The following is an 18,845-nucleotide window of genomic DNA, read 5'->3' as shown; positions in this document are numbered from 1 at the left end:
GCGCGTCAGCGCAGGTGACCGGTGGACACGTTCCGCAGGTGACCGGTGGACACGTCGCGCAGGTGGCCCGTGGCCACGTTCCGCAGGTGACCGGTGGCCACGTCGCGCAGGTGGCCCGTGGCCACGTTCCGCAGGTGACCGGTGGCCACGTCGCGCAGGTGGCCCGTGGCCACGTTCCGCAGGTGACCGGTGGCCACGTCGCGCAGGTGGCCCGTGGCCACGTTCCGCAGGTGACCGGTGGCCACGTCGCGCAGGTGGCCCGTGGACACGTTCCGCAGGTGACCGGTGGACACGTCGCGCAGGTGGCCCGTGGACACGTTCCGCAGGTGACCGGTGGACACGTCGCGCAGGTGACCGGTGGAGACGTTCCGCAGGTGACCGCTCTCCACGGTGGTCTTCACGGTGGTGGTGATCTTCACCGGGGCCTTCGGCGCGGCGGAGGCGGCGGGTGCGAGGGCCGCGGACCCGGCGAGCACGGAACCGGCGAGGGCGAGGGCGGCGAGGGCGCGGGCAGCGGACACGGTGATTCTCCTCCAGACGTGATCGGGACGGAGCGTCACCGACACCAGAGCCATCGGTCCCGCTCGCCGCACGCTTGAGCACCGGATCGACGACAAGCTCGTCACTCACAGTGACGGGTGTGTCAGGGGTGACCGGCCCCTCACGCGCCGAGTGGCGACCACCTGCCGCCGGTGCCACGCTCGGACCCCTCGATGAGGAGGTCGACGTGGACGCTCGGGCGAAGACGGCGGAGGACCTGCTGGAGGTCCTGCACGACGGCAGGCCGGTGCGGCCGGTGCGCGGCACGCGCGCGGCCGACCTGGACGCGCGCCGGGTGCTGGCGTGGTGGACCGGGTTCCGGGACCAGGTGCTGGCGCGGCGAGGTGAGCTGGACGGCGTCGCGGCCACCCTGGTCGAGACGGTGCTGGCGGCCGACGACGAGGTGGGGGCGCTGCCCCCCGGCGCGCCGCCGGCGGACCTGTTCGGCGCGGTGGCCCGGGGCGCCGGGCGGGTCCAGGGGCCGCTGCAGCCGCTGGCGAGGTGGTTCGGGGAGCTGTCGCAGGCGTGCTCCGGCGACGTGGGCACCCGCGAGCTCGCGCTGGCGGCCGAGCACGTGGGCGTGGCCGGCACCGGCGGCGGCGCCCCGGTGCTGCGGGCGATGGCCCCGGCGGCACGGGCGCTGGCGGACGCCGACGCGGCCGGGGTGCCGGCGGTGTCGGCCCTGACCGCGGCGTACCGGGCGGCGGCCGACGGCGCGCGCGGCACCGTGCACGAGGGCTCGGTGGACCCGGTGGCGCTGACGGTCGCCTGGTTCTTCGAGCGCGGCACGGTCGTCTGACCCGCGCCACTCCCCCACCCCGCCCCTCCCCCTCGGTGATCAAGGAAGTTGCCACTTCCTTGATCACCGAGGGGGAGGGTGGGCGCAGGTAGTTGCGCTTTGAAGGAAAGAGGGGCTATGGTCGACCTAGAAGTTGAACACTCAACGACCTGGGGAGACCACCATGGCCTGGTTCGGCCGCAAGAACGACACCACGAGCACCGCGAACGGGGCGGCCACCGCCACCCTGCCCACCCCCGCCGCGCTCCCCGCGCTCCCCGCGGTGCCCGGCTACCTGCCCGGCACCTGGACCATCGACGCCTCCCACTCCGAGGTGTCCTTCACCGTGCGGCACATGGCCGTCAGCAAGGTCCGCGGCCGGCTCGGCGCCGTGTCCGGTGAGCTCGTCACCGCCGAGGACCCCACCCGCTCCACGGTCACCGCCACCGTCGACGTCACCTCGCTGACCACGTTCAACGAGCAGCGCGACGCGCACGTCCACAGCGCCGACTTCTTCGACGTCGCCACCCACCCGTCGGCGACGTTCACCTCCACCGCCCTCACCCACGACGGCGAGGAGTTCCAGCTCACCGGCGACCTCACCCTCAAGGGCGTCACCCGCCCCGTGACGCTCGCGCTCGAGGTCTCCGGTTTCGGCCCCGACGCCTACGGCGGAACCCGCGCCGGGTTCTCCGCGAAGGGCCGCATCGACCGCCGCGACTTCGGCATCCTCTTCGACGCCAAGCTCGACAACGGCGGCCTCGTCGTCGCCGACAAGGTCGACCTCGAGCTCGACGTCGAAGCCGTCCTCAACGCCTGACCGGTACCACCCTCCCCAGGACGGTGCGCAGCATCGGCCCCCGCGGCGACGACGCCATCAGGCGCAGGTCGTCCGCGGGGCCCGTGCCGCCGTCCAGGAAACCCAGCACCCGGTGCACCGGGTTGCGGGCGAACAACCCCGCGAAGAACCCCGCCCCGTCCAGCCGGCCGCGGGCCAGCGCCTCCAGCACCAGCGAGTCCATCAGCAGGTGACGGCGCCGGTGCGCCGGCGGCAGCACCAGCGGCGCACCCGCCCGCGCCCGCTCGGCCAGGACGTCCGCCTGCCGCTGCAGGGCGCTGAACGCGTACCCCGTCGACGGGCGCACCGAACCCGACGCCGCACCCCAGCGCAGCACCCCCGCCACGGGCGACGGCCCGAACTCCGCGTCCGTCATCGGGATGACCCCCTGCTCCTCACCCAGCACCTGCACCTCACCGATCCCGCTGCGCTGCAGGTAGTCGCGCAGTTCCCGCTCGTACTCCTCGCGGGTCAGCACCGCGCTCGAGAACTGCGTGTACTCCACGAGGGCCTCGTGCGCCGAGGTGGGCAGCACGTACCCGAACGCCACCCCGCCCGCCGGCTGGGGAACCCTGAAGTCCATCAGCGTCGCCGTCGACGCGTCGAACGCGGGGCGCGCGGCACGGACCCGCCAGCCCAGGAAGTGCTGCAGCAGCAGCGTGCGGCCCGTGCGCGGAACCGGGACCGGACGCGTGTCCACGACCGTCCACCCCGGTTCGCGCAGGTCCGCCGGGTCGTCCACGACGAACTCCTCCACCGCGGTGCCCGCCGCCCGCAGGCGCTCGCGCACCGCGACGTCCAGGTCCTCGGAGCTCAGCATCCGGTACCGCCAGCCGCCCAGGTGGGCGACGACGTCGTCCCCGCGCTCCGGCACCAGGCGAACCCTGGGCCACTGCGCCGACACCAGGTGCCCGAACGGCCCCGGACCCGCAGCGCCCCACGTGCACCAGGTGCGCGACTGCGTGCGCCGGCCCGAACCCGCCGGGGCCTCCACCACCCGCAGCGGAACACCCGAACCCGCCAGCCGCCACGCCAGGCTCGCACCCGCCGCACCCAGCCCCACCACGACGACACCGCCGCGACCACCGCTCGCACCCGAACCCGCCACGGCCCTAGGGTCCCAGTGCCCGAACCCCGCGGCCCGAGGAGGCCCCCGTGAAGCTCGTCACCGGTTTCCGCGACTTCGTCCTGCGCGGCAACGTCATCGACCTCGCGGTGGCCGTCGTCATCGGCACGGCGTTCACCGCCGTGGTCACGTCCGTCGTCGAAGGGCTCATCAACCCGCTCATCGCGCTGGTCGGTGGCGGGCCGAACCTGGCCGGCACGTGGGTGGTGCCGTTGCGCGAGGTCGGCGGCGCACCCGTGGCGGGCATCCAGGTCGGCTCGGTCGTCGGCGCCGTCCTGAACTTCCTCATCGTCGCGGCCGTCGTGTACTTCCTCGTCATCACGCCGGTGAACCGCCTGCTGGCGCTGCGCAAGGACGAGCAGGCGCCCGCACCCGCCTCGCCCAGCGAGGACGTGCGGTTGCTCACCGAGATCCGCGACCTGCTCGCGCAGCAGCAGGCCCCCGGTGCGCGCCGCGACGCGCCCGGGGCCTGAACCGGACGGCTACTCGTCGGCGGAGACCGCCTGCTGCGCGTCGCGCTCGTCGATGAGGACGCCGGCCAGCGGGTCGCCCTGACCGGTGCCGGCGGAGGCGTCGTCGGTCACGCCCAGCGGGTCGTCAGCGGTGCGCGGCGGGGACGGCTGCGGGCCGGGGTCCGGGGTGTTCGCGTCCGGGGTCACGTCGTCCGTGCCGGCGATCGCGGCGTCGTCCGGGGTGCGGTCGTTCGGAGTGCTCTGGTCCGGGGTGCTCACGCCTCACCACCCTGCGCCCGCAGCCCCTCCCCCGCCACCCGAACCCCCCGTCCCCAACCCTCGGTGATCAAGGAAGTGGCCACTTCCTTGATCACTGAGGGGATCGGGGGAGGGGGTGGGCGGGTCAGCCGCCGGGGGTGTCGCGCAGGGCCAGGACCCGGACACCGCGCAGGCGGTTCAGCGCCGCGACCACCTCGTGCGGGCGCGGCACCGCCACGTCCGCGCTCGCCCCGCCCGTCCACCCCTCCACCGGACCGGCCAGGTCCGCCGCCAGCAGCTGGAGCGCCGCCGCCAGCGTCCGCCGCCCGTCCAGGTGCCCGGCCGCCACGAGGTGGTCCAGCGCGTACCCGGCCCCCGCCACCTGCGAGGGGTCGGTGAACTGCACCACCGCCCGCACGTCCACGTCGTGCTCGCCGAACAGCAGCGCGTCGGTGCCGCGCGCACCGACCTTGCGGCGCTCGCGCACGCGCGGGTCCAGCGAGCGCGGGTCCACCACCCGGTGCCGCACCGGCGGGAACCCGCCCGCCTCCACGGCCCGGCCCGTCGGGGTCGCCGCCACCTCGCGGGCCCGCTCGGTGACGTCCTCGCAGCGGAACTCCCGCATCAGCAGCACCCGGTCCGCGACGTCGAGGAAGTCGCCGGAGGCGCCCACCACCAGCACCGTCGAGACCCCGTGGTCGGTGTGCAGGGAGCGCACCAGGTCCACGAACGGGTTCAGCGGCTCGGCGCCCTTCGCCACCAGCGCCTGCATGCGCGCGTCGCGCACCATGAGGTTCGTGGCCGCCGTGTCCTCGTCCACGAGCAGCAGCCGGCCGCCCGCCTCCAGCGCCTCCACGACGGCGGCGGCCTGGGAGGTGGAACCGGAGGCGTCGGCGGTGGTGAAGTCGCGCGGGTCCAGCCCGCCGGGCAGGCCGGAGACGAACGCGCCGACGTCCACCCGCGTCACCGCCCGCCCGTCCTCGGCGCGGATCGCCGCCGCGTCCGCCACCGTCACGACCAGCTCGCGCCCGTCGCCGGGCACGTGGTCGTGCACCCCCGCCCGCAGCGCCGCCAGCAGCGTCGACTTGCCGTGGAAGCCGCCGCCCACGACGACCGTGACGCCCTCGCGCACGCCCATCCCGCTCACCCGGCCGCGGTGCGGCAGGTCCACCTCCACCCGCAGCGACGGCGGGCTGGTGAACGGCACCGCGTCGTGCGCCGGGCGCGGGTCCACGCCGCTGCGCCGCGGCAGGACCGCCCCGTCGGCGACGAACGCCACCAGCCCCAGCGCCGGCAGCCGCGAGCGCAGCACCGAGGCGTCCTCCACCGCGTCGACGAAGGCGCGCACCTCGTCCGCGTCCAGCGCGGACGCCAGCAGCGCCGAGCGCACCAGCTCCGGCAGCGCCCCCGTCAGCTCGCGGGCGGCGGTGCGCCCGTCGATCCGGCGGCGCGGCCCGGGCAGGTGGTAGCCGAAGCGCAGCACCACCGAGCCGTCCGCCGCGACCTCGCAGGAGCTGCGCTGCAGCACCTCCTGCCCGCCGGCGTCGACGCGGAAGGTGCGGCCGGCGGCGTCGCGGGCCGCGCGCGCCAGGTACCCGGCCAGGGCGCGCCGGCGCGCGGGCGCGTCCAGGCCCAGACCCGCGAACCCGGCGGTGGCGGCGTCCACCCGCACCTCGCACCGGCTCGGCGGCGCGAACGGGTCCGCCTGCCCGCGCACCAGCACGAACGTGACCCCCGGCAGCAGCGGCCACCGCCGCCCCGTCAGGGAGCGGTAGCGCGCGTAGGGGCCGTCGTGCAGGCGGTGCAGGGCGGCGGCGAGGTCACCACCAGCGCCACCAGCCGGGTCACCGCCGAGGTCCTCGCGGTCGTCGCGGTCGCGGTCTGCGGAGCGGGGTCGGGGCACCCGCCGACCCTACGAGCGCACCCGGTCACCGCAGCGCGCGAGGACCGCCCCGAAGAGGTGGCGCGAGACGTGTAACGCTCCCGCACCCGGCAGCGATGTGGTCGCTGAGTCCGGGGGGACTCGCGCCGGGACCGGGGGGACCGCGGTGCGAGCTGGGCTCGGAGGGGGGGACGCGGTGCCGCGCCCGGTGGCCGGGGGGACCACCGGGCGCCGCACCCGCCCCGCACCCGCGGCGAGCGGGCCGCGTCGGCGCCGACCTGGTCGCTCAGCCGGGCAGCTGCCCGTAGACGCGCCCCACCGGCAGACTCACCACGCGGCGCCGGTCGCGCACCATCGCCGCGCGGTAGTCGTCCCAGTCGGGGTGCTCGCCGGCCAGCGCCCGGTACAGGTCCACCAGCTCCTCGACGGCCTCGTCGTCGGTGCGCTGCGCGACGGGGCCGAGCTCGGCGTCGCCCTCCACCACGGTCCACGACCAGAAGTCCGGCGCGCTCACGTGCAGGGAGGCGCGCGGGTCCCGTTCGAGGTTGCGGGACTTGGCGCGGTCGGCGGTGATCGACACCCGCACCAGCCGGCGCTCCGGGTCGTAGTGGTGGGTGATGTTGGACAGCTGGGGTCGGCCGTCGCGCTTGAGCGTGACGAGCACGCCGTTGCGGGTGGAGGCGACGAGGTCCAGCAGCTGCTGCTCGCGGTCGGTGCTCACCCCGGCGACGCTAGGCCGCGCCCCGCCACCCCGCCAGGTCCCTCGCCCCCACCCCCCTCCCCCGCGGTGATCAAGGAAGTTGCCACTTCCTTGATCACCGCGGAGGAGGGGGGTGGGGGCGGCAACGGGGTCAGCGGGAGCGGAGGACGTCCTCCAGGGTGCGCGGCGGGTGACCGGTCAGGCGCTGCACGACGTCGGTGACGACGTCCAGCTCCCCGGCGGCGATCGCGGTGTACGTGCTCACCCAGCCGTCGACCTCCCACGCCGGCGCCCCGTAGCCGGAACGGGACGCGTACGCCTCCTCCACCGTCTCCTCCACGTACTCCACCGGCTGACCGGTGACCCGGGTGATCGTGGCCGCGACGTCCGCCAGGCTCAGCGCCTCCGGGCCGGTGACGTCGTAGGTGCGCCCGGCGTGCGCCTCGTCGAGGAGCGCGGCCACCGCCACCTCGGCGACGTCGGCGCGCGCCACCGCGCCCACCCGGCCGCTGCCCGCCGGGCCGCGCACCGCGCCGTCCACGACGAACTCCGGCAGCACGTCCAGGTAGAAGGAGTTCCGCAGCACCGTGGCCTGCAGGCGGGCCGCGGCCAGCAGCTCCTCGGTGGCGGCGTGGTCGCGGCCGAAGGTGAAGGTGCAGTCCGGCGCGGCCCCCAGGAACGAGGTGTAGACGACGCGGCGCACGCCGGCCGCGGCGGCGGCCTCCACGGCGGTGCGGTGCAGCGCGACGCGCTCGGCGTCTTCGGAGGCGGAGACCAGCAGCAGCACGTCCACCCCGTCGAACGCGTGCCGCAGCGCCTCGCCGTCGGCGTAGGGGGCCACCCGCACGTCGGCGCCGGGGAGGTCCGGAGCGCGGGCGGCGTCGCGCACCACCAGCCGCTGCGGCACCGCCGCCGCCGTCAGGGCGCGCGCCACGCGCCCGCCGACCTGTCCCGTCGCACCCGTCACCCCGATGAGGCCCACACCGGCCAGCGTGGCGGACCGGGCGACGGGGAGCACCCCGGGGTTGCACCGGCTCGATCGTGGTCGACGGGGACGCACGGGTCCTCGCCGGCCCACGGCGCCCGCTGCGCGGTGCGCACGCATCGCGACCGGGAACCCGGGGCCGTTCGCGTCGATCCGGCACGGCCCGGTCCGAGCGCGCAGCTGAGCCGTTCTCGGCGAAGCGCGGGCGAGCCCGGATCAGCGGACGTTCCGGCCGAAGTCGGTGCGGAGCCAGTCGGCGAGGTCCGCTGCCGGCGGGGAGCGCCGGACGGCGGGGCTCCCCGTCTCGACGTCGCGGACGCGGTCCACGCGGAACGTCCTCCAGTCCTCCCGGCCCAGGTCGTACGCGAGGAGCAGCCAGCGGCCGCGCACCACGACGCACCGCGACGAATCGACCTGCCGGCGCGTCTCACGACCGTGCTGGTCCCGGTACGTGAACCGGACGGCGAGGTCGGCGGCCGCCGCTGTCGTCAGCACCGCCAGCAGGTCCTCGTCGTGGGCGGGCTCGTCCAGCCGCACGGTCTCGGTGTGGTCGACGACCTCCTCAGCCAGCGTCGCCAGCTTCCGCGGGAGCACCGTGCGGAGCTTCGCGATGGCCCGGGTGGCCGCGTCCGAGGCGAACCCGGACTCCGCCATGCGGAGGCCGGCGATCAACGCGATCACCTCGTCGTCGTCGAAGACCATCGGTGGGAGCCGCGTGCCGGCAGCGAGTCGGTAGTGACCTCCCGGGCCCGGCTTGCCCACCACCTCGTAACCGAGGTCGGAGAGCCGGCGGAGGTCGCGGCGGAGCGTCCTCGGACTGACCCCCGCCCGGTCGGCGAGCTCCCGGGCGGACCAGGTCGGTCGGACCTGCAGGAGGGTGAGCAGGCGGAGCGTGCGTGCTGCCACATCGCTCTCCACGGGCGCAGGCTAACGAGGTCGTGGCCGTGATCCGGCCACGTCCCTCGCTAGCGTCATCGCCATGACGATCACCACCACTGCTCCTTCCGGCAACGTGGGCCGGCACGTCGTCCAGGACCTGGTGCGGGCGGGCGTGCACCCGCGCGTCCTCGCCCACCGCCCTCAGAGCCTCGACGAGCACCTCCGCGACCACGTCGAGCTGCGCGTCGTCGACCTCGCCGACCGAGCGGCGCTGGCCGACAGCCTCCACGGCACCGACGTGCTCTTCGTGACCGTCCCCTCGACGTCCGCCGAGGACCCACTGGCTGAGTACGAGCGCTTCGGGACGTCGATCGCGGGAGCCGTCGACGAAGCAGCCGTCGCGCGCGTCGTGCTCCAGAGCAGCGTCGGAGCCGAGCTCCGGCACGGCGCCGGCGAGATCGACGGCCTCGCGAGGGTCGAGGAGCTGCTCGACGGCACCGGCGCGTCGGTGCTGCACCTGCGCTGCGGCTACTTCTTCTCCAACCTGCTCACCCTGGTCGACGACCTCCGTGCCGGTGAGGTGCCGGTGGTGTTGCCGACCGGCAGACCGATGGCCTGGGTGGCGCCCGTGGACATCGCCCGGGTCGCCACCTCGTGGCTGCTCCGGAGCGACTGGTCCGGTCGGCGGGTCCAGGGCGTCCACGGTCCTGAAGACCTCAGCTGGGAGCAGGTCGCGAGCATCGTCACCGAGTCCACCGGCCACCCGGTTCGAGTCCGGCAGGTACCGGACGACGCCTACCGGCGAGCGCTGGCCGACGCCGGGATGAGCGCCGAGCAGGTCGACGCCGTCCTCGGCATGTCGACGGGCTTGCGCGACGGCTTCGTGCCCGAGCAACCCCGCGACGCCACGACCACGACGCCGACCACGCTCGGCGCCTGGGCCCACGACGCGCTGCGCCCTCGGCTCCGGGAGGAGCCCGGGCGTCGGGGTCGGACCGAGCCGGGTGCGGGTCGGACGTGAGTGCCGAACACCGGCTGGCAGCGGTCGTCTTCGACGTCCTCGGAACCGTGGTCGATGAACCCGCGGGCATCGAGCGCGGGATCCGTGCCGCCCTCCCGGGTGCCGGAGGTGAGGACGTCAGGCACCTCCTGGACGTCTGGACCACGCACGTCGAGAGCGAGCAGGAGAGGATCAGGGCGGGGGAACGCCCCTTCGCCGGCAGCACCGCGTTGACCCGCGAGGCCGCGGCACGGGTCGCGGCCGAAGCCGGCGTCGACGACCCGGCGCAGGTCCGCCTCCTGGCACGTGCGGGTGAGGAACTCGACCCGTGGGCCGACTCCGCACCAGCACTCGCACGGATCGCGTCGTCGTTCCCCGTGGTCGCGCTGTCGAACGCGAGCCGTCGAGCGCTCACCCGCATCGACGCCCGCGCCGGCCTGAGCTGGCACCGGGTCCTCTCAGCGGACGACGTCGCCGCGTACAAGCCCGATCCCAGGACCTACCGGCTGGCGGCGGAGAGCGTGGGCTGCGGACCGGGCCGGCTGCTGATGGTGGCGGCGCACGCGTGGGACCTGCGCGGCGCCCAGGCCGTCGGCATGCGCACCGCGTACGTGGAGAGGCCCGTCGGAGACCCTCCGGCCTCGGCCGACCGCTTCGACCTGCGCGCGCCGAGCCTCGCAGCCCTCGCCGACGTGCTCGTGCCCTCCTGACCCGGTCGCCCCGCAGGTGGGACCGGCGGCGGGAGCAGGCACCGGAGTGCTCACCAGGGCACTGTTCCGTCGACGTCGATGAAGGTCCCCGACGGCGCTCCCGCCGGCAGGGTCGCCGCGCGCACGACGACCTCGGCAGCCGCTTCGGGCGTCAGCGGGGCTCGCTCGCGGTTCCCGGGCGCGAGGTCGGTCTGCACCCACCCCGGGCAGACCGAGGTGACCTTGGCCGGGGTGCCCGCCAGGTGCTTGGCCAGGCCGATGGTGATGCTGTTGAGCGCGGCCTTGGACGCCTGGTAGCCCGGGACGACCATCCGGTAGTACGGGGAGTCGGGATCGGCCTGGTCCGACAGCGACCCGACGGTCGAGGAGACGTTGACGATCCGGGCGGCCTCGCTGCGACGCAGGAGCGGGAGCAGGTGCTCGATGACGGTGACGGCACCGATCACGTTCGTCTCGAAGGTCCGGGCGAAGGCGTCGAGGTCGGTGAACCGGTGCGGTCCCGGTGCGGTGGCCTCGGGGAGGGTGCCGGCGTTGTTGACGAGGACGTCCAGGCGCCCGTAGCGCCCCTCGATGTCCTTCGCGGCGCCGGCGACGCTCTCCCGCGATGTCACGTCGAGGCTGAGGTGATCGGCCTGGTGCCCGGCCGACCGCAGTCGCTCGGCGACCTCGCGGGCGACCGCCCCACCGCGGCCGGTGACGATGACGTGATCGCCTCGGCGAGCGAGGCGGTCGGCGGTCGCGCGGCCGAGGCCGCGGGTGGATCCGGTGACGAGTGCGATGCGGGGCATGCGTGGCTCCCTGTTCTGCTCCTGCGGCCGTGCCGCTGACGGTTCGTCGTGCCGTGCACTGAGCAGACGTCCCTGCAGCGCGGATCGTGAGGTCGGCGCCGAGGCCGGGTGCGAGGTCGTCCGGCCGGAGCCGGCAACCGGCTCACCGCGTCACGCCGACGGGCGGACCCACCGGCGGTCGACCTCCCGCGTCCGCGCCCGCCGTCCTCGCCCGGGCACCGTCACGGCAGGAGCCGCGCGACGAGGAGGTCCACCACCTCGTCGGTCGTCGTCGAGGGGTCGATCGACGTCGTCAACCGGTCGAGCACCAGCCCGTCCACCGCGTAGTGGAACAACGCCACCTCCCGCGCACCACCCGGGAGCCCAGCCGCCTCGTTGTAGGCGACATCGGCGAGGAAAGCACCGCGGAGCCACGCGGACAGCAGCTCGGCGACCTCGGGTCGTCTGGCCGCTTCCAACCGCAGCTCGAGGAGCGCGAGGGTCACGTCGCGCTCGGTCGAGAGCCGCCCGACGATGTCGCGGACGTGGTCGGCGAACGACTCACGACCAGGTCGTCGCGCCTGCAGTTCCGCCAGACGACCGGGGTCCGGGGTGAGCCGCTCGCCGATCCGCTGGACGAGCCCCTCGAGCAGCGCCGCGCGCGAACGGAAGTAGTTCGAGGTCGTCCCTGGAGGGACCTGCGCCGCCGCGTCGACGGCGCGGTGCGTCAGGCCGCGCGAACCTTCACGGGCGAGGAGGCTCAGCCCCGCGTCCGTGAGCTGCCGCCACCGTCGCGGGTTGCGCACCACGGGGAAAAGGGTAGCGCGACCACTACGGGTGTCGTACCTTCTCCTCAACCACTACATCTGTCGTGAAGGGGTGGCTGCATGCGACGACTCACTTACTACGTCGCCGTCTCCCTCGACGGGCGCATCGCCGGACCGGGCGGCGACTTCTCCGCCTTCCCCGTCGAAGGCGATCACATCGAGACGATCCTCACGGAGTGGCGCGACACGTTGCCCGCGCCCGCTCTCGACGCGCTCGGCCTGCAGGCGGACCACCGGCACTTCGACTCCGTCCTGATGGGCTGGAACACCTACGCCGCCGGGTTCTCCCACGGTCTGCGCGACCCGTACCCGCAGCACGAGCAGATCGTCTTCTCACGCACCCGGGCTCCCGACGAGGTCGCGCCCGGCATCCGGCTGACCGCCGAAGACCCCGCCGCGGTGGTCCGACGCCTCAAAGCAGCGGGAGGCGCCGGCATCTGGCTGTGCGGCGGCGGGCGACTGGCGACCGCGCTCGCCGACGAGATCGACCACCTGGTGCTCAAGGTCAACCCGCTGGTGCTCGGTGAGGGACCCACCCTCTTCGCGGGCCCGTACCAGCCGCGCCGGTTCCAGCACGTCGCGAGCACCCCCTACCGGTCCGGCGTCGTCGTCACCGAGTACGCACGACGCTGAGCGGCCGCAGGGCCGCCGACCAGCACACGACCCGACGACCGACGGAGGAGCACACGATGACAGCCGCGACCGGCCGCAGGGTGGCCGCGAACATCAGCATCACCCTCGACGGGCGCTACCACGGGCCCGACGGCCCGACCGACCTGGGCGCCATCGTGCGGTACGCGACGACCGAGACAGCGCGCCGGCACCTCAGCCGCCTGCACGCAGGAGCCACGACGGCCCTCCTCGGTCGCGTCAACGCCGAGGGCTTCCTCGGCTACTGGCCCTCGGTGGCCTCCGACGAGTCAGCCGATCCGCGTGACCGCGCTTACGCGACCTGGCTGGTCGACACCGAGAAGGTGGTCCTGTCCACGACCTTGAGCGACGCGCCGTGGGCCGGGGCACGCGTGGTCGACGCTCCGGTCGCCGACGTCATCGCCGAGCTCAAGGCGACGGGTGAGGGCGACATCCTCGTGAACAGCTCACCGAGCGTCATCAAGGCCGCCCTCTCCGCGGACCTCGTCGACCGGCTGCACCTGATGATCTGCCCGGAGGTGGCCGGCGGCGGTCGCCGTCTCTTCGACGACGGCCTCCCCTCGTCCCGGTGGGAGCTCGCCCTCCAGGAGACCGGTGAGCTCGGCGAGACAGCGGTGGTCTACGACCGGGTCCGCTGACCGAGCAGGTGGAGGCACCGCGAGTCGGCCGTCCGGGCGGACGAGCCCCGGGGACGACGAAGGCCCCGGTCGAGATCGACCGGGGCCTTCACCCTGTGCGCGAGGGGGGAGTTGAACCCCCACGCCCTTTCGGGCACACGGACCTGAACCGTGCGCGTCTGCCTATTCCGCCACTCGCGCAGACATGAAGACCTTAGCAGGTCCACGAGGCCTCCACGGACACCCCCGCTCCGCCGAGGGGGCCGACGAGCCCCGCGCGGCTACGATGCGGGAGCCGGAGCAGCGGGGGACGACGGAGAGGGGGCGGCGCGTGGGAGTGCTCGACCGGTTCGAGCGCGGGGTCGAACGAGCCGTCAACGGCGTCTTCGCCCGCGCCTTCCGCAGCGAGGTGCAGCCGGTGGAGGTCGCCAGCGCCCTGCGCCGCGAGCTCGACGACCGCGCCGCCGTGCTGGCGCGCGGGCGCACCCTCGTGCCCAACAGCTTCATCGTCGAGCTCGGCCGCACCGACCACGACAAGATCGCCTCCTGGCAGGACACGCTGGCCGACGAGCTCGTCGCCGCCGTCACCCAGCACGCCGAGAAGCAGCGCTACTCCTTCGTCGGCCCCGTGCGGGTGGACTTCCACGAGGCCGACGACCTGGAGACCGGCGTCTTCCGCGTCCTCAGCTCCACCGTGAAGGGGCGCGTGGCCCCGGCCACCGGCCGCACCTCCACGGCGGGGCGGCCGCAGCTGGAGGTGGACGGTCGCGGGTACGTCCTCACCGAGGCCGTCACCGTCATCGGCCGCGGCTCGGAGGCCGACGTCGTCGTCGACGACCCCGGCGTCTCCCGCCGGCACGCCGAGGTCCGCGTCGGCGCGTCCGGAGCGCGCCTGGTCGACCTCGGCTCCACCAACGGAACGTTCGTCGACGGGGAGCGGATCTCCTCCACCGACCTGTTCGACGGAACCACGATCACCCTCGGGCGCACCCGCGCGGTCTACCGCGCGGCCCGTCGCGACGAGGGCTGGACCTGAGGAGCCCGTGAGCGAGCTCACCCTGACCGTGCTGCGGCTCGGCCTGCTGGCCCTGCTGTGGCTGTTCGTGCTCGCCGTCGTCGGCGTGCTCCGCACCGACCTGCTCGGCACGCGCGTCACCGCGCGCCGCACCGAGCGCCAGCGCGGCCGGCAGCGCCGCGCCGAGCCGCCGTCCGAGGCGCCCGCGCCGCGCCGCGAGCGCGCCACCCTCGTCGTCGTCGAGGGCTCGCTGCGCGGCACGACCATCGCGCTCGGCCAGGCGCCGGTGCTCATCGGCCGCGGCGCCGACTGCACCCTCGTGCTGGACGACGAGTACGCCTCCACCCGTCACGTGCGCATCACCCCCGCGCCGGACGGCACCGGCTGGCTCGTGGAGGACCTGCAGTCCACCAACGGCAGCTACCTCGGCCGCGAGCGCCTGAGCACCCCCGTGCCCTTCGAGCCCGGGACCCCGCTGCGCATCGGGCGGACCGTCCTCGAACTGCGGAGGTGAGCAGGTGGCCATCGCCCTGCGCTACGCCGCCCGCTCCGACGTCGGGCTGGTGCGCTCCACCAACCAGGACTCCGGGTACGCCGGCCCCCACCTGCTCGTCGTCGCCGACGGCATGGGCGGGCACGCCGGCGGGGACGTCGCCTCCTCCCTGGCCGTCGGCGAGCTGGCCTCCCTCGACGGGGAGGCGCACGGCAGCGACGACGCCGCCGAGCACCTGCACCACGCCCTGGAGGCGGCCAACGAGCAGCTGCGCCGCCGGGTGGCCGACGAGCCGGAGCTGGCCGGGATGGGCACCACCGTCACCGCGGTGCTGCGCGCCGGCTCGCGGCTGGTCCTGGCGCACATCGGCGACTCGCGCGGGTACCTGCTGCGCGACGGGCGGCTGACCCAGCTCACCCGCGACCACAGCTACGTGCAGTCGCTCATCGACGAGGGCCGCATCAGCGCCGAGGAGGCCGAGCGCCACCCGCAGCGCTCGGTGATCATGCGGGTGCTGACGGGCCGCGACGACGACACCGCGGACGTCTCGGTGCGCGAGGCCCGCCCCGGCGACCGCTACCTGCTGTGCTCGGACGGCCTGTCCGGCGTCGTCAGCCACGAGACGCTGGAGCGGACCCTGGCCGCCGGTGAGCCGCCGGACGCCACCTGCGAGCGGCTCGTGGAGCTGGCGCTGCGCGGCGGCGGCCCCGACAACGTCTCCTGCGTGGTCGCCGACGTCGTCGAGCTCGACGGCGGCGCCCCGCCGTCGACGACGCCGCAGGTGGTGGGCGCGGCCGCCTTCCACCGGCCGCGCCGCTCCAGCGCCTCCGGCACCCCGGCCGCGCGCGCCGCGGCCCTGCGCACGGCCGCCGAGGGCGACGACGACCAGGAGGACGACGATCCCGGCGCGGGGGCGCGGGTGGACGAGGAGCACCGCCGGCGCGCGCGGCGGCGGTGGATCGCCGGTCCCCTGCTGCTGGTGGTGCTCCTCGCGGCCGGTGCGTGGGGCGGGTGGCGCTGGAGCCAGCAGCAGTACTTCGTGGGCGTGGACGGCTCTCGGGTCGCCCTGTTCCAGGGGCTGACGCAGGACATCGGGCCGGTGAGCACCTCCAGCGTCGTGGAGCGCACGGACATCGCCGTGGGCGACCTGCCCAGCACGTACGCGACGCTGGTCACCGGGCGCATCAGCGCCTCCGGGATCGGCGACGCCCGCGAGACGATCGCCCAGCTCGAGGAGATCGCCGCCGACTGCCGGGCCGCGGCGCAGGGGCCGGCGACCACCGCCTCCCCCACCGCCTCCCCCACGGCGTCGCCCTCCACCGGGCCCACCACCACGACCACCACCACGACCACCACCACGACCAGCGAGGTCACGAGCGCGGTGGCGAGCACGACCAGCGCGCCGGACGCGACCACCCCGGGAGCGGAGCCCACCGGCGACGCGACCGCCGAGGACTGCGGAGGGGTCGGCTGATGGCCACCGTCCTGCCCGTGTACCCGACCACGCGCCGCAACGTCGAGCTGGTGCTCGTCGTCGCGGCCGTGCTCATCGCCTGCGGGGCGTGGGCCGTCGTGGGCCTGACCGAGCACGGTTCCCTGCCGGGCGGGCTGTTCGCGTACGGCGGCGGCCTGGGCGCCCTCGCCGTCGTCCTGCACCTGGTGCTGCGCTGGCGCGCCCCGCACGCCGACCCGGTCCTGCTGCCGGTGGCGACGCTGCTCAACGGGCTGGGCCTGGTGATGATCCACCGCCTGGACCTGTCCGAGGGCACCTCCGCGGCGTCCCGGCAGTTCGTGTGGTCGGCGCTGGGGATCGCGGCCGCCGGCGCCCTCGTGGTCGTGCTGCGCGACCACCGGGTGCTGCGCCGCTACACGTTCACCGCGATGGTCGCTGGCCTCGTCCTGCTGCTGCTGCCGCTGGTGCCGGTGCTGGGCAAGGAGATCAACGGCGCGCGCATCTGGGTGGGGATCGGGCCGCTGTCCTTCCAGCCGGGGGAGATCGCCAAGATCGTGCTGGCGGTCTTCTTCGCCGGCTACCTCGTCGTGCACCGCGACGCGCTGTCCCTGACGGGGCCGAAGGTGCTGTTCCTGCGGCTGCCGCGGGCCCGCGACCTGGGGCCGATCCTGCTGGCGTGGGCGGCGAGCGTGGGCGTCCTGGTGCTCCAGCGCGACCTGGGGACGTCGCTGCTGTTCTTCGGGCTGTTCGTGGCGGTGCTGTACGTGGCGACCGAGCGGGTCAGCTGGATCGTCATCGGGCTGGGCCTGTTCGCCGCCGGCGCCGTGTTCGCCGCCACCACCATGTCGCACGTGCGCAGCCGCGTGGACATCTGGCTGCACCCCTTCGACGCGGACAACGCCGACAGCGCCTACCAGCTGCTGCAGGGCCTGTACGGCATGGCCAGCGGCGGGCTGCTGGGCACCGGCCTGGACCGCGGCCGGCCGGACATCGTGCCGTTCGCCAACTCCGACTTCGTCTACGCCTCCTTCGGCGAGGAGCTCGGCCTGGCGGGGCTGTTCGCGCTGCTGCTGCTGTACGCGGTCCTGGTGGAGCGGGGGATGCGCACCGCCATCGGCGTGCGCGACGGGTTCGGCAAGCTGCTCGCCGCGGGCCTGGCGTTCTCGGTGGCGCTGCAGGTGTTCGTGGTCGTCGGCGGCGTCACCCGCGTCATCCCGCTGACCGGCCTGACCACCCCGTTCCTCGCCGCCGGCGGTTCCTCGCTGGTGTCGAACTGGATCGTCGTGGCGCTGCTGCTGCGGATCTCCGACCTGGCGCGCCGCCCCGCGGCGGAGGTGCGCAACGGCCCCGAGCCGGGCGACACCGGCGTCACCCAGGCGGTGAGGATCCCGTGAACCGTCCCCTGCGCAGGCTCTCGGCCGTCGTCGCGTTCCTGTTCTTCGCCCTCTTCGCCTCCACCACCTGGGTCCAGTTCCTGCGGGCCGGCGAGCTCAACGCCATGCCGGGCAACAGCCGCCAGCTGTACGCGGAGTACGGGCGCGAGCGCGGCCCGATCCTCGTCGGCGCCGGGCAGGCGGTGGCCGCCAGCGTGCGCGTCGAGGAGCCGGGCGACAGCCCGTACGAGTTCCTGCGCCAGTACCCCGCCGGGCCGACGTACGCGCACGCCACCGGCTACTACTCGGTGCTCTACGGCGCCGCCGGCATCGAGCGCGCCATGAACGACGTGCTCTCCGGCACCGCCGACGAGCTGTTCTACCGGCGCCTGGCGGACCTGCTCACCGGTGCGGACCCGGTCGGCGCCTCCGTCACGCTCACCCTGGACCCCGAGGTGCAGCAGGCGGCGTGGGACGCCCTGGACGGGCGCAAGGGCGCCGTCGTCGCCCTCGAGCCGTCCACCGGGAACGTGCTGGCGATGGTGTCCAGCCCCACCTACGACCCCGACCTGCTGGCCACCCACGACCTGCAGGCCGCGCGGGAGGCGTGGGAGACCCTCCTCGCCGACGAGGACGACCCGCTGGTGAACCGGGCGGTCGACGCCCTGTACCCGCCGGGCTCCACGTTCAAGCTGATCACCGCCGCGGCGGCGCTGGAGAGCGGCGAGTACACCACCGAGACCCCCGTGGCCGGGCCGCAGGAGCTGGACCTGCCGCAGACCGACAACACCCTCAGCAACGACGAGGGCACCGCGTGCGGGCCCAACGACCGGGTCAGCCTGCTCGACGCGCTGCGCACCTCCTGCAACACCGCGTTCGGGCAGCTCGGGCTGGACCTGGGCGCCGAGGCCCTCGACGCGCAGGCGCGGGCGTTCGGCTTCGAGCAGCCCCTGACGACCCCGCTGCCCGTGGAGGAGAGCCGGTTCCCCGAGGACGCCACCGGGCCGCTGCTGGCGTACGCCGGCATCGGGCAGGGCAACGTTCAGGTCACCCCGCTGCAGGTGGCGATGGTCTCCGCCGCCATCGCCAACGGCGGGGTCGTCATGGAGCCGAACCTCGTCGCCAACGTGCGGGAGGCGAAGACCCTCGACGTCATCGCCGAGCCCGCGCCGCAGGAGGTGGGCCGCGCCGTGAGCGAGGACACCGCCGACGCGCTGCAGGAGATGACGCGCGCCGTCGTCGAGTCCGGCACGGGCACCCGCGCGCAGATCGACGGCGCCGTCGTGGGCGGCAAGACCGGCACCGCGCAGCGCGGCGAGGGGCAGGTCCCCTACGCCTGGTTCACCGCGTGGGCGCGCGACGAGGAGGGCGAGAACCGCGAGGTGGCCGTCGCGGTGGTCATCGAGGACGGCGGCTCGGTGGACAGCGCCTACGGCGGCCGGCTGTCGGCGCCGGTGGCGAAGCAGGTCATGCAGGCGGCGCTCGATGGCTGAGCGGCGGA

Annotated in this window: 21 protein-coding genes, 1 tRNA gene and 1 pseudogene; 12 read left to right on the top strand and 11 right to left on the bottom strand. The window is 74.8% G+C overall.

The genetic code is table 11. From position 1 onward, the window contains the following. Positions 1 to 5: 5 nt before the first annotated feature. The gene (locus V9U69_RS14665) at positions 6 to 521 is read right to left on the bottom strand and encodes a hypothetical protein (RefSeq protein ID WP_337062591.1); all 516 of its coding nucleotides are present in this window, start codon (positions 519 to 521) and stop codon (positions 6 to 8) included. 206 nt (positions 522 to 727) lie between these two features. Here V9U69_RS14665 and V9U69_RS14660 point away from each other — a divergent pair, with 206 nt between their 5' ends. Together V9U69_RS14660 and V9U69_RS14655 are read left to right on the top strand one after the other, a co-directional pair. Continuing rightward, positions 728 to 1,339 carry a hypothetical protein gene (locus tag V9U69_RS14660; protein WP_337062590.1) on the top strand — a complete coding sequence of 204 codons (612 nt, stop codon included), beginning with the start codon at positions 728 to 730 and terminating at the stop codon, positions 1,337 to 1,339. Positions 1,340 to 1,502: 163 nt separating this feature from the next. Then, complete coding sequence (locus V9U69_RS14655; RefSeq protein ID WP_337062589.1) at positions 1,503 to 2,138, top strand: YceI family protein; 636 nt, start codon at positions 1,503 to 1,505, stop codon at positions 2,136 to 2,138. Here V9U69_RS14655 and V9U69_RS14650 read toward each other — a convergent pair. Then, positions 2,128 to 3,264, bottom strand: coding sequence for a lycopene cyclase family protein (locus V9U69_RS14650; protein ID WP_337062588.1), 1,137 nt, complete (start codon positions 3,262 to 3,264; stop codon positions 2,128 to 2,130). The two genes, V9U69_RS14655 and V9U69_RS14650, sit on opposite strands and share 11 nt — an antisense overlap. A gap of 47 nt (positions 3,265 to 3,311) precedes the next feature. Between V9U69_RS14650 and mscL the strand changes: the two genes are divergently transcribed. Beyond that, positions 3,312 to 3,755, top strand: coding sequence for a large conductance mechanosensitive channel protein MscL (gene mscL, locus V9U69_RS14645; RefSeq protein ID WP_337062587.1), 444 nt, complete (start codon positions 3,312 to 3,314; stop codon positions 3,753 to 3,755). 9 nt (positions 3,756 to 3,764) lie between these two features. On the opposite strand, the gene V9U69_RS14640 is transcribed toward mscL, so the two are convergent. The 6 genes and pseudogenes from V9U69_RS14640 to V9U69_RS19365 form a co-directional block, all read right to left on the bottom strand. Then, on the bottom strand, positions 3,765 to 4,013 hold the full coding sequence (locus V9U69_RS14640; RefSeq protein WP_337062586.1) for a hypothetical protein: 249 nt from the start codon (positions 4,011 to 4,013) through the stop codon (positions 3,765 to 3,767). Positions 4,014 to 4,137: 124 nt separating this feature from the next. Continuing rightward, positions 4,138 to 5,895, bottom strand: a complete 1,758-nt coding sequence (locus V9U69_RS14635; protein WP_337062585.1) for an ABC-ATPase domain-containing protein — start codon at positions 5,893 to 5,895, stop codon at positions 4,138 to 4,140. A 265-nt stretch (positions 5,896 to 6,160) separates the two neighbouring features. Continuing rightward, positions 6,161 to 6,595: a PPOX class F420-dependent oxidoreductase gene (locus tag V9U69_RS14630; protein ID WP_337062584.1), complete on the bottom strand. Its 435-nt coding sequence runs from the start codon at positions 6,593 to 6,595 to the stop codon at positions 6,161 to 6,163. A 130-nt stretch (positions 6,596 to 6,725) separates the two neighbouring features. Beyond that, positions 6,726 to 7,556, bottom strand: coding sequence for an NAD(P)H-binding protein (locus tag V9U69_RS14625; protein ID WP_337062583.1), 831 nt, complete (start codon positions 7,554 to 7,556; stop codon positions 6,726 to 6,728). Positions 7,557 to 7,775: 219 nt separating this feature from the next. Beyond that, on the bottom strand, positions 7,776 to 8,261 hold the full coding sequence (locus V9U69_RS14620; protein ID WP_337062582.1) for a helix-turn-helix transcriptional regulator: 486 nt from the start codon (positions 8,259 to 8,261) through the stop codon (positions 7,776 to 7,778). A gap of 51 nt (positions 8,262 to 8,312) precedes the next feature. Then, a pseudogene (locus V9U69_RS19365) lies at positions 8,313 to 8,465 on the bottom strand (HTH domain-containing protein); the annotation flags it as partial. Positions 8,466 to 8,538: 73 nt separating this feature from the next. On the opposite strand from V9U69_RS19365, the gene V9U69_RS14615 reads away from it, so the two are divergent. Together V9U69_RS14615 and V9U69_RS14610 are read left to right on the top strand one after the other, a co-directional pair. After that, positions 8,539 to 9,459 (top strand): NmrA family NAD(P)-binding protein, encoded by a 921-nt coding sequence (locus V9U69_RS14615; RefSeq protein ID WP_337062581.1) that lies wholly within the window; start codon positions 8,539 to 8,541, stop codon positions 9,457 to 9,459. Then, on the top strand, positions 9,456 to 10,148 hold the full coding sequence (locus tag V9U69_RS14610; RefSeq protein WP_337062580.1) for a haloacid dehalogenase type II: 693 nt from the start codon (positions 9,456 to 9,458) through the stop codon (positions 10,146 to 10,148). The genes V9U69_RS14615 and V9U69_RS14610 overlap by 4 nt, the downstream gene beginning before the upstream one ends. Positions 10,149 to 10,198: 50 nt before the next feature. On the opposite strand, the gene V9U69_RS14605 is transcribed toward V9U69_RS14610, so the two are convergent. Both V9U69_RS14605 and V9U69_RS14600 read right to left on the bottom strand, forming a co-directional pair. Further along, positions 10,199 to 10,936, bottom strand: a complete 738-nt coding sequence (locus V9U69_RS14605; RefSeq protein ID WP_337062579.1) for an SDR family NAD(P)-dependent oxidoreductase — start codon at positions 10,934 to 10,936, stop codon at positions 10,199 to 10,201. Between the two features lie 221 nt (positions 10,937 to 11,157). Further along, on the bottom strand, positions 11,158 to 11,724 hold the full coding sequence (locus V9U69_RS14600) for a TetR/AcrR family transcriptional regulator (RefSeq protein WP_337062578.1): 567 nt from the start codon (positions 11,722 to 11,724) through the stop codon (positions 11,158 to 11,160). Between the two features lie 78 nt (positions 11,725 to 11,802). On the opposite strand from V9U69_RS14600, the gene V9U69_RS14595 reads away from it, so the two are divergent. Beyond that, positions 11,803 to 12,375, top strand: a complete 573-nt coding sequence (locus tag V9U69_RS14595; protein ID WP_337062577.1) for a dihydrofolate reductase family protein — start codon at positions 11,803 to 11,805, stop codon at positions 12,373 to 12,375. 56 nt (positions 12,376 to 12,431) lie between these two features. Next, on the top strand, positions 12,432 to 13,031 hold the full coding sequence (locus V9U69_RS14590; protein ID WP_337062576.1) for a dihydrofolate reductase family protein: 600 nt from the start codon (positions 12,432 to 12,434) through the stop codon (positions 13,029 to 13,031). A gap of 96 nt (positions 13,032 to 13,127) precedes the next feature. On the opposite strand, the gene V9U69_RS14585 is transcribed toward V9U69_RS14590, so the two are convergent. Further along, positions 13,128 to 13,211: transfer RNA gene (locus V9U69_RS14585), tRNA-Leu, on the bottom strand. A 130-nt stretch (positions 13,212 to 13,341) separates the two neighbouring features. Between V9U69_RS14585 and V9U69_RS14580 the strand changes: the two genes are divergently transcribed. From V9U69_RS14580 to V9U69_RS14560, 5 genes are read left to right on the top strand one after another with little or no spacing between them, the layout of a single operon-like run. Beyond that, on the top strand, positions 13,342 to 14,046 hold the full coding sequence (locus V9U69_RS14580; RefSeq protein ID WP_337062575.1) for a DUF3662 and FHA domain-containing protein: 705 nt from the start codon (positions 13,342 to 13,344) through the stop codon (positions 14,044 to 14,046). A 7-nt stretch (positions 14,047 to 14,053) separates the two neighbouring features. After that, positions 14,054 to 14,539, top strand: a complete 486-nt coding sequence (locus tag V9U69_RS14575; protein WP_337062574.1) for an FHA domain-containing protein FhaB/FipA — start codon at positions 14,054 to 14,056, stop codon at positions 14,537 to 14,539. A gap of 4 nt (positions 14,540 to 14,543) precedes the next feature. Beyond that, positions 14,544 to 15,992, top strand: coding sequence for a Stp1/IreP family PP2C-type Ser/Thr phosphatase (locus V9U69_RS14570; protein WP_337062573.1), 1,449 nt, complete (start codon positions 14,544 to 14,546; stop codon positions 15,990 to 15,992). Then, a complete protein-coding gene (locus V9U69_RS14565; protein WP_337062572.1) occupies positions 15,992 to 17,365 on the top strand; it encodes an FtsW/RodA/SpoVE family cell cycle protein in 1,374 nt (457 codons plus the stop codon). The genes V9U69_RS14570 and V9U69_RS14565 overlap by 1 nt, the downstream gene beginning before the upstream one ends. After that, complete coding sequence (locus tag V9U69_RS14560; RefSeq protein WP_337062571.1) at positions 17,362 to 18,837, top strand: peptidoglycan D,D-transpeptidase FtsI family protein; 1,476 nt, start codon at positions 17,362 to 17,364, stop codon at positions 18,835 to 18,837. Before V9U69_RS14565 ends, V9U69_RS14560 begins: the two co-directional genes overlap by 4 nt. Positions 18,838 to 18,845: the final 8 nt, after the last annotated feature.

Source organism: Kineococcus sp. G2 (genome assembly GCF_037154035.1).
In the GTDB taxonomy this organism is placed as follows: Bacteria; Actinomycetota; Actinomycetes; order Actinomycetales; family Kineococcaceae; genus Kineococcus.
The sequence above is the reverse complement of the archived record's forward strand: the minus strand, read 5'-3'. Positions and strand labels throughout refer to the sequence as shown.